General features: G+C 38.3%; 13 protein-coding genes. 4 read left to right on the forward strand and 9 right to left on the reverse strand.

Features of this window, described 5'->3' with window-relative positions:
- Positions 1-2 precede the first annotated feature (2 nt).
- Together FHS59_RS06180 and FHS59_RS06185 are read left to right on the forward strand one after the other, a co-directional pair.
- Positions 3-1,019, forward strand: coding sequence for a cache domain-containing protein (locus tag FHS59_RS06180; protein WP_184494011.1), 1,017 nt, complete (start codon positions 3-5; stop codon positions 1,017-1,019).
- On the forward strand, positions 1,009-3,864 hold the full coding sequence (locus FHS59_RS06185; RefSeq protein WP_184494013.1) for a PAS domain-containing hybrid sensor histidine kinase/response regulator: 2,856 nt from the start codon (positions 1,009-1,011) through the stop codon (positions 3,862-3,864). Before FHS59_RS06180 ends, FHS59_RS06185 begins: the two co-directional genes overlap by 11 nt.
- A gap of 31 nt (positions 3,865-3,895) precedes the next feature.
- Here the strand turns inward: FHS59_RS06185 and FHS59_RS06190 are convergent, their stop codons facing one another.
- From FHS59_RS06190 to FHS59_RS06220, 7 genes are all read right to left on the reverse strand, one after another.
- Positions 3,896-5,191, reverse strand: coding sequence for a dihydrolipoamide acetyltransferase family protein (locus FHS59_RS06190; protein WP_184494015.1), 1,296 nt, complete (start codon positions 5,189-5,191; stop codon positions 3,896-3,898).
- A 93-nt stretch (positions 5,192-5,284) separates the two neighbouring features.
- A complete protein-coding gene (locus FHS59_RS06195) occupies positions 5,285-6,535 on the reverse strand; it encodes a competence/damage-inducible protein A (protein ID WP_184494017.1) in 1,251 nt (416 codons plus the stop codon).
- Positions 6,536-6,552: 17 nt separating this feature from the next.
- Positions 6,553-7,338, reverse strand: coding sequence for an SDR family oxidoreductase (locus FHS59_RS06200; RefSeq protein WP_184494019.1), 786 nt, complete (start codon positions 7,336-7,338; stop codon positions 6,553-6,555).
- A 5-nt stretch (positions 7,339-7,343) separates the two neighbouring features.
- The gene (locus FHS59_RS06205; protein ID WP_184494020.1) at positions 7,344-7,841 is read right to left on the reverse strand and encodes a dihydrofolate reductase; all 498 of its coding nucleotides are present in this window, start codon (positions 7,839-7,841) and stop codon (positions 7,344-7,346) included.
- 68 nt (positions 7,842-7,909) lie between these two features.
- Entirely contained in the window at positions 7,910-8,845 is a 936-nt protein-coding gene (locus FHS59_RS06210; RefSeq protein WP_184494021.1) for a DUF4412 domain-containing protein, read from the reverse strand.
- A gap of 76 nt (positions 8,846-8,921) precedes the next feature.
- Entirely contained in the window at positions 8,922-9,857 is a 936-nt protein-coding gene (gene fmt, locus FHS59_RS06215; protein ID WP_184494023.1) for a methionyl-tRNA formyltransferase, read from the reverse strand.
- 39 nt (positions 9,858-9,896) lie between these two features.
- Entirely contained in the window at positions 9,897-11,087 is a 1,191-nt protein-coding gene (locus FHS59_RS06220; protein ID WP_184494025.1) for an exo-beta-N-acetylmuramidase NamZ family protein, read from the reverse strand.
- A gap of 39 nt (positions 11,088-11,126) precedes the next feature.
- Here FHS59_RS06220 and FHS59_RS06225 point away from each other — a divergent pair, with 39 nt between their 5' ends.
- Complete coding sequence (locus FHS59_RS06225; protein ID WP_184494027.1) at positions 11,127-12,344, forward strand: ABC transporter permease; 1,218 nt, start codon at positions 11,127-11,129, stop codon at positions 12,342-12,344.
- On the opposite strand, the gene FHS59_RS06230 is transcribed toward FHS59_RS06225, so the two are convergent.
- Positions 12,322-13,074, reverse strand: coding sequence for a polyprenol monophosphomannose synthase (locus tag FHS59_RS06230; RefSeq protein WP_184494029.1), 753 nt, complete (start codon positions 13,072-13,074; stop codon positions 12,322-12,324). The two genes, FHS59_RS06225 and FHS59_RS06230, sit on opposite strands and share 23 nt — an antisense overlap.
- Positions 13,075-13,174: 100 nt before the next feature.
- Here FHS59_RS06230 and FHS59_RS06235 point away from each other — a divergent pair, with 100 nt between their 5' ends.
- Positions 13,175-14,044, forward strand: a complete 870-nt coding sequence (locus tag FHS59_RS06235) for an ATP-grasp domain-containing protein (protein WP_184494031.1) — start codon at positions 13,175-13,177, stop codon at positions 14,042-14,044.
- On the opposite strand, the gene FHS59_RS06240 is transcribed toward FHS59_RS06235, so the two are convergent.
- The gene (locus FHS59_RS06240; RefSeq protein WP_184494033.1) at positions 14,041-14,838 is read right to left on the reverse strand and encodes a tetratricopeptide repeat protein; all 798 of its coding nucleotides are present in this window, start codon (positions 14,836-14,838) and stop codon (positions 14,041-14,043) included. The genes FHS59_RS06235 and FHS59_RS06240 overlap by 4 nt on opposite strands.
- Positions 14,839-14,870: the final 32 nt, after the last annotated feature.

Raw genomic sequence — 14,870 nt, forward strand, 5'->3', positions numbered from 1 at the left:
CCATGTTCAGAAACTCCTGCTATTTAATTCTATTTATTGTCACGCTTTTTTCCTGCAATAGGGAATTGACGCAGGAAGATCTTCCTGATACAGAACATCTAGAATTGATGGTGAATGAGATGGAGGAAGAGATTCTGGTTTTGGAGAAAGAAATAGTTTGGCTTGAAAGTTTTTACCAATACCTCCTCGAAAACAAAGATTCACTTTTAGAAAAAGCAGAAAAAAACAAATACGTTTTTGAAGGCTCATTTTCAAACAACATTCCAGTTGAGGAGGGAGGTTTAAGTAAAATGATCATTTCCTCGATTTCTCCCGACCCCCAAAAATCATTAGAGGAAGTTTATTTTACCAATGATTTAGATTCAGCTTTTAAAGTCGTATACGATCGGCACGGAATCATTGCACAGGTCTATTCAAATTCACCCATGCAGGTTTCGAGGGTTTATCCACCTTATGATGCACAGAATCTGATGGAGCCGGATATCAATCTCATAAAATATAATTTCTACTACGAGGCTGACTTAGAGCATAATCCGGAGAAAAAACCTGTTTGGATCCCTGAAGTTTATGTAGATCCTGCGGGAAAAGGTTGGATCATGTCATTGGTTCATCCAGTGTACGATGGATCTGAACTATCCGCTGTTTTGGGTATAGATATTACTGTTGATGAAATTCTTCATCGTTTTCTCGAGGTGAAAGATGGAAATTATTTAATCATCAATGGGAAAGGGGAAATAGTGTCTGGAAAATCATCAGCTATTGAAGCTTTGAGTTTACCTCCATTGAAAAATCATGTTTATAGAGAGACAATCCGCGCTGATAATTTTAGGATTTCGGATTTCAATTTATTTACTAGTAAAAGCAAAGGCGTGAGAGAAATGGCCCAATCTTTTATTTTTAATAAGGAAAATAAATTCGTCTTTACAGATGAATATAATCTAACCTCAGCTATTGCCTACCCTTTTGATTTTACAGATTGGTATTTGATACAAATTAATCCTCCATTAGATGGTAAATAAACCTGGTAATAATTTAAGTTTTAGACTTACTACTGTGCTGGGGATTCTACTCGTTTTCCTGGTTATAGCGCTGGGAGTGAGTTTTTACTTTGCCATTTCTGATGCTCAATTAGATAGCCGAAAAGAGTTTTTAAGTAAACAAACTGAACTGGCCGCAAGGGAACTAGAGCTTGAAATATTAAATTTTGAGGAAGATGTGAATGGAGTCTTTGGTTTCTTGGATGATGATGACTTGGACCTTGATGATTATAGACAGGATCTTACTACAGTTATCAGAAGAGTGGTAAACAATTACCCTGGATTGATTGATACTGTCTGGGTCAGCTTGCCTGATTCGTCCATATTTTTCACAATGACTGAAAGAAATGATTTTATCAGGCAGCCATTTGAGGGTTTTATCAGGAGTAAGTTTGTTGAGAATGCCAGTGTTTATAGAAGTAATCCAATTTCAGAGATGCAGCTGTTAATTCGGTTAAATCTTGTGAGGTTTACAAGGCTTTTTGTAGAAAATTATTATCTCAATGAAGGAGGAGGGAAGTCCCTATTAATAAGGGATCAAGTTTTTGATTTAAACCCAAGTGGGCAACAGGATTCGGTAGCCTTTCAAAATAAAGATTTAGTCACAATAAAAAATGACATTGCTCTTGGTCTAAAGGGAATGTATGAGCTTTCCTGGAAATCGGATAAAGGTTCCGTCAGTGGAGTTTTGGTGCAATACCCTTTTGATTTTGGAACTCTTTTAGAAAATGCCTCTCTTTTATTTTTTATAGAAACAGAGCAGATCACATCCGGTATTTACAATACTTATTTATGGTTGTTTTCAGTTTTGTTGCTTTTGCTGCTTCTGACGATTGTATTTTTCATTGTTTCATTGACCAACAATATTCAGTCTCAAAAGAAGCTGGAAAAAAGCTCCAGGGAGATTTCGGATTTGTTTGGACAGCAAAACCTTCTTCTGAAAGAATTAAATGGCTTCGTTTATTACCATAACCATCTGGGGGAAATTACCCAGGTTAGTGACGAGGTGGAGGAAATTTTAGGCTCGCCTAGGAAAGAGTTCCTGGAAGCATTTTCTACCAGTAGTCAACATAAAGATGCTCTTTTCTTAAAATCGATGGTGACAAATGCTTTGTCTGAAAAGACCTCTCATATAGCCCTGGAATATGATTATGTGCGTCCAGATCATAAGAAAATCCGTGTAAAAATCTTTGAGAAGTTAATTTTTGACGATCAGGGAAGGTTTAATGGAGGATTAGGGATCTGTACGGATATTACCGCCCAATTTGAATCCAGTCAGGAGTTGAAGTTGAGTGAAAATCGACTGAGAACTGTATTGGAGAATATTCCAGATGTGATTTTCATTTATGACAATACAGGGATGGTTATTGACTTTCACGTGAAAGAAGTTATTCCGGGCTGGGACAAATCATCTTTAGGAAAAAACATTTCTGTTTTACTTCCTCCTGACCAGAAAGATGAAACGATCAAAGCATTTGAGCTAGCAAGGAAAACAGGACAGATTCAAACTGTAAGCAGACGATTGAATTTGGAATCCGGCACTAGATATTTCGAAATCAGATATTTCCCGCTGGATGAAAATAGAATGATGTCTTTGGCAAAAGATATTACAAGCCAGAAAATCTGGGAAAAAGGGCTGGTAGAAGCAATGAATGCGGCTGATGAAGCGAGTCGTGCGAAGTCTGAATTTTTGGCCAATATGAGTCATGAGATTCGAACACCGATGAATGGTCTTTTGGGTATTATCGATTTACTGGAATTGACGGAGCTAGATGAGGATCAGAAGCAATATCTGGAGATTATAAAAAATTCCGGGAATTCACTTTTGGGGATCATTAAAGATATTTTGGACTATTCGAAAATCGAAGCAGGAAAAATGGATATCAATCCCTTTTCAGGGAAACCTGCGGAAGAGCTCGAGAAGCAAATCCAAATGTTCATTGGTTTGGCCCAAAAGAAAAACATTCAGATCAATACCGAAATAGATCCTCTTGCATATGAACTCTTCGAGACGGATTATGATCGTATCAATCAGGTAATCCTTAACCTGGTTGGAAATGCGATCAAATTCACCCCAATTGGTGGCGAAGTATCTATTTTCATGAACCTCGAGAATATTGAAGATGATCTTTATTATCTAAAAACCAGAGTGGAGGATAGCGGGATTGGAATTCCTGAGCATTTGATTCCTTCCTTGACAAATCCATTTTTTCAGGTAGAAAGCTCCAGTACTCGGAGTTTTCAAGGAACAGGTTTAGGTTTGGCGATTGCCAAAAGAATTGTCGAATTATTGGGAGGTGAATTAAGTATTTCCAGTAAAGAAGGAGTGGGGTCTAAGTTTTCATTCTCTATCCTACTGAAAAAGGCCAAAGTCCAGGTAGATGATACTGCCAAAAACCTACAGGAGAAACGTGTCAATTGGTTTGGAATGGCCAATGAATATCCGATGAAAATGCTTTTGGCAGAGGATAATGATCTGAACCTTCAATTGATGAACTTGATGCTGGAGCAATTGGGATACTCATTTGATATCGCCAAAAATGGGCTAGAAGCACTGGAGATGGTGATGAAAAATGACTATGATATTGTTTTAATGGATGTCCAGATGCCGATCATGAATGGGTTGGAAGCAACCAAAAAAATCAGAGAATCATGTCATAAAGAGGGCTTATTTATTATTGGTTTATCTGCTAACGTTTTTGATGAAGATCAGAAAAAAGCAATTGGAAGTGGGATGGACGATTATCTAACCAAGCCGATTCGTTTGATTTCATTGGCCAAAAAAATAGAGTTTTTCTACAAAAAGAAAATCATGATAAAGCAATAAAAAAACCAGGCTTTCGGCCTGGTTTTATTTTTTAAAGTGGGGTGTTTAAATCAAAGCCTTCGAGATAATCGGCGACTCTTTTGACAAACATGCCTCCTAAAGAACCGTCCACTACCCTGTGATCATAAGAATGTGATAGGAACATTTTATGACGGATTGCAATGACATCACCGGTAGGGGTTTCTACTACTGCAGGCTTTTTAACAATAGCTCCCACAGCCAAAATGGCCACTTGTGGCTGCATGATAATCGGAGTGCCCATCACATTGCCGAAAGATCCTACATTGGAAACTGTGTAAGTTCCTCCGCTTAAATCGTCCGCAGATAATTTATTATTTCTAGCTCTATTGGCTAGATCATTTACTTGTTTTGAGATGCCTACCAAATTCAGTTGATCTGCTTTTCTGATAACAGGAACTATCAAGTTTCCACTTGGTAGAGCCACCGCCATTCCAATATTGATATCTTTTTTCTTGATGATTTTATCTCCATCAATAGAAATGTTGATCATTGGGAAATCTCTGATTGCTTTAGATACTGCCTCTATGAAAAATGGTGTATAGGTAATGGATTCTCCAAACTTCTCTCTGTAAGCATGTTTGTTTTTCTCTCTCCAGAGAACAATATTCGTCATATCAGCCTCTACAAAGGAAGTGACATGAGCAGAAATCCGTTTTGAATCAACCATTCTTTGCGCAATCATTTTGCGCATTCTATCCATTTCGATGATTTCATCTGCACCAGAGATGCTGACTTGAACTTTAGGTTCCGAAATAGAAGGGATTGTTTTTGTAGTCTCAGATTTACTACCATTTCTGTTTTTAAGATAGTCTAGCATGTCATTTTTAGTAACACGCCCATCTTTACCTGTTCCAGGAATTTTGGAAAGTTCAACCTTAGAAATCCCTTCTTCCTTGGCAATGCTCTGTACTAATGGGGAGTAAAAGCGATCATCGTCAATGCTGGCAGCAGGGGAGGTTTCTTGAGAAATTAAAGAAGCGGTGTTTTCCGGAGCAATTGCCAATAAATCCTCTTTGGAAGTATTGTCCTCCTCCTTGGAACTTGGTGCAGCTGCTTCTGCTTCACCACTGGTTTCTATGATAGCAACAGGTGCTCCAACAGCTACTACATCTCCTTCTTTAACCAAAATTTTCTTTAAAACTCCTGCATGTGTGGAAGGGACCTCAGTGTCAACCTTGTCAGTAGCTACTTCTAGAACTGATTCGTCTTGATCGATCGTATCTCCTTCTTTTTTCAACCAGCCAAGGATGGTTCCCTCTATGATACTTTCGCCCATTTTGGGCATTAGCATTTCTACACTTGCCATAGTCTTAAAATAATTAAATTGGGTATATATTCAACTTTTAAAATTAAATTTTATTATGAATCATCCCAAACCTTTTGATTAAAATTTTATTTGCTATTTACGGGAAAAACAAATTCTAAATAAATTCAAAACCGCCACTGCTGTCAGTTCTATATTCAAAAGCCTATCCTGAGTTAGCTGTAGCTTTTTAGTTTCTACAAATCCGTCTCCGGCACAAGCGATCCAGATTGTCCCAACAGGTTTAGCTTCTGTTCCTCCATCTGGTCCGGCAATGCCGCTGCTAGACAAACCAAAATCTGATTTAAAAAGCTTCTTGATTCCAACAGCCATCTCTCTGACAGTTTCCTCGCTTACAGCTCCAAATTCAGAAAGTGTTACGTCGGACACTCCCAAAATTTCATGTTTGAACTGATTGTGATAGGGAACCAATGCCCCCTGAAAATAAGCACTGCTTCCAGCGATGCTTGTGATCAGATGAGAGATAAATCCACCAGTACAGCTTTCAGCCAAAGCTAGGGTTTTATTACTTTTCTTCAAAAGCTTGCCAATTGCAGTTTCCAGAGTTTCCTCATTATACCCGTAGACATAATCTTGGATAAGAGGCATGACAATTGCAATTTGACTTTGGATTTCCTCTTGAAGGTTTTCCTTACTTTGGCCGAAGCCGGTAAGCCTTAATTTCACATGTCCCAAAGAGGGGAGGTAAGCAAGCTTAATATGTTCCGGTAAGGCATTTTCCCAATCCTTGATTAAATCTGCTAGCCAGCTTTCACCAATCCCAACAGTTTTGATCACCTCATGAACTATCACAGGTAATTCAAACAGCTGAGGAAGTTTTGGCAAGACAAAGTCCTTCATGAGTTTTTTCATCTCATGTGGCACACCAGGCATTGACATCCAATAGGTTCCATTTTTGGAAAACCACATGCCTGGGGCAGTTCCCACTTCGTTTGGAACATAGGTACAGCAAGCTGGAAGATGGCCCTGTAAGATATTTAAGGGAGTAATTTCTCTTCCACGACGTTTAAAAAACGTAGTAACAGCTTCGACAGCCTCAGGAAATTCCACAATTGGACATTCGAAATACTCCGCCATCAGAGGTTTTGTCAAATCATCCTGTGTAGGACCTAATCCGCCTGTAATTAATATGATATCAGCTCTTTTTTCGGCTTTGCTGAAAGCATCTAAAATATCAAGCCTGTTATCACCCACAGTGGTTTTTCTCACCACTCTTACTCCGACCAAGTCTAGCTGCTGACTGATCCAATGGCTATTTGTATCCATGATTTGCCCATAAAGCAATTCATCCCCAATGGCAATTATTTCTGCTTTTACAGTACTCATATTTTATCGGATGATAATTATCTGACTTTGGCTTTTACTAAGATTTTGGAAAAGATACCAGGAACGAATCTCTTGAGATAGATTGCCATGACTTCTTTTCCACCAATGTATATCTCCTCCTTTTTTTTCTTGAGGCTTTTGAAAATCTGATTCGCGCATTCCTCAGCACTCATGCCATTTGCTTGAGCATCATCCATTTCATTCAAAGATTTTCCGTCGGCAGTAACAGCATTCACGGAGACATTTGTTTTAATAAATCCCGGGCAAATCATCGTGACATGGATATTGTCCTCATGATGCTCAGCACGTAAAGAGTCAAAATATCCATGCAAAGCATGTTTAGAAGCTGCATAGGTGGATCGATAAGGTGAACCAATGATTCCTACCAATGAACTGGTAATTCCGAATTGGCCGGATTTTCTGGACTTAAAATGTGGTAGGAGGGCTTTTGTCAATGCAATGGTGCCAAAGAAATTGACTTCCATGATTTTTCTGTCAACCTCAAGTTGGGTTTCAATCGCCAAAGAACGTTGGCTGATTCCACCATTATGAAACATAATATCTATATGGCCAAAAAGGCTGATAGCTTGTTTTACTTTGTCGGAAAGAGTATCAGTCTGGGCGAGGTCTAAAGGTAAAACCGCACAATTTTCAGGATGAGCACATGCCTCTTTCACCTGATTTAATTCATCTTCTTTTCTGGAAGATAAGATTACTGAATATCCTTCTTTGGAAAATTTTTTCGCCGTTGCTGCTCCGATGCCAGAGGACGCTCCAGTGATCCAAATGACAGTTTTTGTCATGTTTATTATTTTATTCTAACGTAGTCAACAAAGGAAAATGGAAATTGGTTTTTTTCATCAGCTGGGTGACTTTCTCTGCTTACTTCTTTCCAATTATTAAGATCAATTTCAGGGAAATAGGTGTCACCCTCTGGGCTTGCTTCCACTTCTGTGATCACTAATTCATCAGCAATACCAATGGTCTGCTTGTAAATTTCTCCACCACCTATGACATAGAGCTTTTCCACACCTATTTTGCTGCAGTAAATAAAAACTTCCTCTACACTCTCGAATACATGATGACCTTCTGGAACTTCAAATTCCGGATTTCTGGTAATCACCAAATGGGTTCGATTAGGTAGAGGTTTCCCAAGGGATTCAAAAGTCTTTCTCCCCATAAGGATATAATTGCCAGAGGTTAAAGCTTTAAATCTTTTGAAATCGGTTGGGATTCTCCAAACCAAATCATTTTCCTTTCCTATAACTCCATTTTTAGCAACGGCAGCAATCAGTAATATCCTCATAGTTTAAATCTTCAATACCTTGAAGATACTAGCCTTTGGCAAGGGAAAAAATAAAATTTGTTAGAGAGTTATTGCTTGGCTGCCTGAGCCATCATGTTTGGATATTCGCTCATGACAAAAGACTTTGAGGCTGAATCATTTACCTCAATTACTTTTAATTCTATTTTTGAGCCATCATCAGCGGAGGTGAAATCCATTTCCATGAAGTTTCCCTGTGGAAAGTCCTTGAAATGTTCGGCATATTTGCTTTTCGATTTATCTGATACAAATGGACTATTTGCTCCCCAAAAAGCCACATATCCTCCGATTGGTTCTTCAGTCACCCAGTAAGTTCCTTCACCATCTTTGCTTTTTACATGGTATTCATCACAAGTGTACCCTAGGATTTCTTTGGTGTTTCCGGTTTTTTCGATGACCAATTCAGGATCTTCCATCGGGTCGGCCATATCCTCCATAGCATCGTCAGCGATCTCATTGATGTCAATTTTGTAAGCAAAGCTGCTTTTCTGACCCTCATTGTCCATCAATAAAATGGATGCTTTGTTTGACATGTCATAAACCATTGTCATGACAGATTTTGGTTTTTTTGGATCTGTCATTTCCAGTCCAGTGTAATCTGTTGTTTCTGACAAATAGGACTTCATGGTCATCGGTTCATCTTCTTTTCCATTCTTGTTAGTCGATTTTACTTCCATAACCACATAACCAAAGAAGTCATATTTATCCGCGGTTTCCACCTCTTCGCCCATACCCTCCAAGATTTTACCCATGTCCAAGGTTACTGGGTTGCTGGATTCCTCGCTGTCACCAAAAAGGCCTTCCAATTGCTTTTCGAGCTGCTTTTGGACCATTTTATTGGCTTCTTCTTCTACTTTTTTTTCAATTGCTTTTTCTGCTCCTTTGCTTGCGGCCTTTTTTATTTTATTAATGAATTGTGCTTCTGTTATTGTGGATATTGAAAACAGGAGAATGAAAATAGACCATGTTTTAATTGAGATTTTCATAATTATTCTATAAAAATGTTATAAATACTTAGTTTTCTGAATTTCCTAAAAATCAGACAGATGAAAAAATTTTTTCTTATAAATTCCTTTCCAACTTATATCCTCTCAAGAAATCTTCAGTCTTCATTCTCTTTTTTCCTTCTAGTTGTAGCTCTAGAATTTCCAAAATCCCTTTGCCAGTTTGAAATCTTAAATAAGTCTTTCCATCTGAAAAATAAGTTCCTGCTTTTTCATTGGATTGTTCCTGTTCATCAATCTTGGTTTTATAGATCTTACAGATCTTCCCATCCAATTCTGTCCATGCTGCAGGGTAGGGGGAAAGTCCTCTTACCAGATTATGAATGGATTCGGCTGATTTTTCCCAATCAATCTGGCCAGTCTCTTTAAAAATTTTAGGAGCATGATGAATCGCCTGCGCTTCATCTTGTGGTTTTGGGTCGATTTCATCTTTGGAAATTGCCTCTACAGTTTTCAAGACTAAATCAGCACCCAGGGTCATTAGTTTTTCATAAATAGTTCCTAAATCATCTTCCTCAAGGATGTTGATTTTTTCCTGAAAAAGAATGCTTCCAGTATCGATCTCATGTTTTAGGAAAAAGGTTGTAACGCCAGTTTCTTTCTCTCCATTGATTATTGCCCAGTTGATCGGAGCCGCTCCTCGATAGTTCGGTAAAAGCGATGCGTGCAAATTAAAAGTGCCGATTGGTGGCATGTCCCAAACTGATTCCGGCAGCATTCTAAAAGCGACCACGATCTGTAAATCTGCTTTCAGGTTTCTTAATTCCTCCTGAAAAACGGGATCTTTTAAGTTAGTAGGCTGAAGAACTGGAACGTTCAATTTCAAAGCGGACTCTTTTACAGGAGAAGGAATCAGCTTTTGCCCTCTGCCTTTTGGCTTATCAGGCGCTGTAATCACAGCAATAACATTCCAGCCATTTTCAACTAATTTTTCAAATGCAGGAACGGCAAACTCAGGCGTTCCCATATATATGATTCTCAGATCTTTATTCATTTTTTTACCTTTTCTAATCGAAATAATTCCTTGTTTAGATCAATCCTTGTAAATCAAGTAATTGGCTCTCATTTTCTTATATGCAATTAATTCAGCTTCCCAACTTTTCTTGATTTCTTCCTCGGATTTGCCCGCTAATAGTTGTTTTTTTAACTCATCTGTACCTGCCAAAGTATTAAAATAGCTTTTGAAAAATGCCTCGCCTTTACCGGACTTTTTCAAAGCATCAATGACATATTTTAAAGTAAATTGATGGGTAAGTGGTTCATTTCTTAGATCAACTCCATAGCAAAGTTGGTCCTGTAATGTTGGATTTTTTGACATTCCTGGAATACTTACAGGAGTAAAGGTAAACGCCCCGAAATTCTTGGAAGGATAGCCATATACCTGAAAAGGGAAATGAGTCCCTCTACCCAAAGAAATAATGCTTCCTTCGAAAAAACAGGTGCTCGGGTACAACCGGATGGAGAGATCGTTCGGTAAGTTAGGTGATGGCTTTACTGGTAAATTATAAGAAGTTTGATGATCCCAATTTGCGATAGGAATAACCTCCAAATCACAGGTTAATCCACCTTTGAGCCACTTTTCTCCATTGATCATTTGTGCTAATTCTCCTACTGTCAATCCATGTACAACTGGGATTGGATGCATGCCTACGAAGCTTTCAAAACCTTTTTTAAGAACCGGCCCATCTATGTAATCTCCATTGGGATTTGGTCGATCAAAAATGATCACCTGTTTCCCATTTTCTGCTGCTGCCTCCATGATATAGTGCATGGTGCTGATGTAGGTATAAAATCTCACACCCACATCCTGTAAATCGAAAATGATAATATCTAAATCTGAAATTTGCGAAGCTGAAGGTTTTTTGTTGTTTCCATACAGTGAAACTATCGGAAGTCCGGTTTTGGAGTCCACTGAATTATCGACTTTTTCTCCTGCATCAGCATCTCCCCGAAAACCATGCTCCGGTACAAATACCTTTTTAACCTTTACACCTTGTTCCAATAGAAAATCAACCACATGTTTATTTTCACTATGGGTTAAAATACTTGTTTGGTTTGCAACGATCCCGACAGATTTTCCCTTTAGCATATCCAGATACAAGTCTGGTCGTTCTGCTCCGGGAGTTATTTCTGTTTGTTGGGCGGCTAGTTTGGTGATTCCTAAGAAAAAAATGAGCATTATGCTCAAAATGTGAGTAAAGGATAAAAGATTCGTTTGCTTCATGCTATTTTGCGATCAATTAGAACAAATTAAAACAGTCCCTTGAACGTTTCCTATTTCATTGCTAAAAGAATCAGCTTTAAAAGAGCGGGAGGATTCTCAGCAACAATCCATAAAATCGCAGTAGGTAGTCTTGCTATTGGCTTAGCCGTGTCACTACTTTCCTTTATGGTTTTAGGAGGCTTTCAAAAGACAGTTTCTGATAAGGTTTATGGATTTACGGGGCATTATCAAGTGCAACGGTTTACGATGAGTAATGCCTTTGAAGAAGCCCCTTTTTCCCTGAATAGCGAGTTTGCGCAAGAATATAGCCAATTACCTTTCGTCAATCGAATTCAATCTTTTGCCCATAAAGCAGCCTTGGTTAAAGGTGAAAATGAGGTGGAAGGTATTTTGGTAAAAGGAGTAGGGAAAGACTTTGATACCTTGAGTTTTAAGAATTATATCAAAGAGGGACGAATGCTGAAAATTCCGGATGAAGGAACCAGCAATGAGGTGATGTTGAGTAATGTCATTGCCAATAAACTTCTTCTGAAAGTCGGTGACAAAGTGACACTGTATTTTGTACAGGAACCTCCAAGGTTTAGAAGGGTAGAGGTAGTTGGGATTTTTGAAACCTATCTGGAGAATTTCGATGATAAAATAGTCATCGGTGAATTACAAACTATCCGGAATCTCAATGGCTGGACCGAAGATCAGGTCGGCGGACTGGAAGTTTTTGTAGACAATCCTAAAAATATCGATTCTTATTCTCCTCAGCTGGAGGATGTCATGGATTTTGATTTGAAGTTAATTGCCAGCAAAGACAAGTTTCTGGAGATATTTGATTGGTTAAGCCTGCTGGATACCAATGTGTATGTTTTCGTAGGACTGATCACATTTGTTGCCATTTTCAATATGGGGGCGATCTTGTTTATCCTGATAATGGAAAGGACTCAGATGATCGGTTTATTGAAGGCTATGGGAGCTGCAAACAAACAGATAAGAAGGATTTTCTTTTGGAATGGAATCAATATCCTATTGAGAGGATTGGTTATTGGAAATGCGATCGGTCTTGGTTTTGGAGTTTTGCAAGACAATTTTAAATTAATTCCTTTGGATCCCAGCAGTTATTACATGTCCTACGTGCCGATAGAATGGAATTGGCCTTTGTTTTTGCTTATCAATGCTGGTATCACCTTTTTGACAGCGCTGGTTTTATTTATTCCAGTGATGGTGATTTCGAGAGTGGAACCGATTAAATCGATCCGCTTCGATTAAGCTTATAGGGTGAAAATATACTTTTGATTTTCATCCAGATCACCCCAAAGACAGCTTCTTTAAAAATTCCCGGGCTCATTTTGGAAGTACCTTTTGTACGGTCTGTGAAAATAATTGGGACCTCAGTGAGTTTGAAACCAAGTTTCCAAGCGGTAAACTTCATTTCGATCTGAAAGGCGTAGCCGATAAATTTCACTTCTTTTAATCGAATCCCCTGAAGTACGGATTTATGATAACATTTAAATCCGGCAGTCGCATCTTTGATCGGTAAACCGGTGATGAATTTTACATAAACACTTGCAAAATAAGACATCAAAACCCTTCCCATTGGCCAATTGACCACATTTACTCCAGTAATATATCTGGAACCAATAGCCAAATCAAAGTCTCCTTCTATACATGCCTTGTAAAGCCGAATAAGGTCTTTTGGGTCATGGGAGAAATCGCAGTCCATTTCAAAAATATAGTCGTATCCTTTACCCAAGGCCCATTCGAAACCAGCGATATAAGCTGTTCCAAGACCTAATTTCCCCTTCCTCTCCATGAGGTGAAGTCTTCCCGCAAAGATTTCTTGATTTGATTTAACGACACCTGCAGTGCCGTCTGGGGAGCCATCATCGATGATTAATAATTCAAAATTTCCATCTAGCCCCATGACAGATTGAATCATATCCTCGATATTTTCAATCTCATTATAGGTGGGGATGATGACTAACTTTTGATGCTCCATTTTTTAATAAAGTTCAAAAGTAAGATTTCAGGATGATTTTTGTAGGAATGAACTATTTATTTTTGGGCAAAGCGTATTTTCGTGATTCAATTTCGAAAATATGATCGCAATAGTTAGCTATTATTCGGTGGGTGCATACGACACCAATACTGTCAATGAAGATGAAATCCTTTCTTCAGTGTTAAACGAATTAGGTTTCTCCAATCAAATTGTCCCTTGGTCTGATCAAAACATTAATTGGGATGATTTTAGCGCTATTCTAATCAAATCTACCTGGGATTATTTTGATTATTACCCACAGTTTTTGGAATGGATTAAAAAAATCAAATCATTGAACAAACCTGTTTTAAATGATTTGGATACGATCAAATGGAATTCTTCGAAAAACTATTTGAATGAAATAAAAAGAAAAGGATTCAATGTGATTTCGGGACTGGAATTGAAAAAAGGAGAATCCGTTGCGGTTTCTGAGCTGTTAGAAAATTTGCTAGCAGATACCTTAGTGGTGAAACCCATGGTAAGTGGTGGGGCAAAAAACACATTGAAACTGAAGAAAACTGAGTGGAATTCCTATTCAGAGAAAATTCAATCTCTTGTGAATGAAGAGGATTTTCTGGTGCAGCCTTTCATTCCTGAAGTGCAGGAAGTAGGAGAGTATTCGCTGATATTTTTTAATGGGGAATTTTCTCATGCTGTTCTAAAGACTCCTGCAAGTGGAGATTTTAGGGTTCAGCATTATTTTGGAGGGGAAATAAAATCTATTTTGCCAACCGAAAAAATGAAAGAGGAGGCGAAAGCTTTTATTTCTGAATTCGCTCCAGAAAGCTTATATGCCAGAGTGGATGGAGTAGAAATCGAAGGAACTTTTCATTTAATGGAGTTGGAATTAATCGAACCGTATCTATTCCTGACTTCCCATCCAGCTGCAATCCAAAACTATAAAGAAGCTCTTAGAAAAAGATTGAGTTAAATACAGATTTCTTTCTGATTCTGTGCATACTCACTGCCTTTGATTGCTGCTTCTTGTAGAATATTGCATCCTTCTGGATTCCCCATTCTAGCAAGGCAATAGCCTTTTTTTGCTAAAGCTTCCACATGATTGGGATTGGCTTTAAGAACCGCCTCAAAATCTTCCAAAGCAAAAGACACATAACCCGCTCTCATCAAAGCAAAGCCCCGGTTATATCTACCTACTAGCTGGTCTGGCTCAAACTGGACATATTTATTAAATGATACAGCACAGCCTAGCACATCTCCTTTCATGGCTCTAACCATACCTTCGTAAAAATGGACTTTTGCATTCGTTGGATTGATTTCTCTGGCTTTGGTCAAAAACAGTTCTGCGGAAGTATATTTCTCATTGATCAGCTGCACTCTTCCCAGCAGATATAAAATGTCAAAATCCTTGGGCTCCAATGAGGCTGCTCTTAAGAGATAAGACTCCGATTTATCATAGTCTTCCTCTTCAAAATAAAGTTTTCCTAATCCTGCATAGGCCTGTGCGTATTCATCGTCCAATGCAATGATTTTTTCATAATCCTTTTTGGCACTTGAAAAGTCCCCCAATTCTTCATAAGATCTTGCCCGCATATGAATAGCCTTTAGATCTGTCACATGAAAAAATAGATAGCTATTTAACTCCTCGAGTGCAGCTTCATAATTTTGGCTGTTGTATAAAGCCTCAATTTTTTGAAAATCGTTGGAGCATGAACTCAATAAAAGAATGACTATTGAGATAGTTAAAATATGTGGAATTCGTTTCATAACTAAATGAAACAAAAAAAATGGATTAGGAA

This window comes from Algoriphagus iocasae (assembly GCF_014206875.1).
GTDB classification, from domain to species: domain Bacteria; phylum Bacteroidota; class Bacteroidia; order Cytophagales; family Cyclobacteriaceae; genus Algoriphagus; species Algoriphagus iocasae.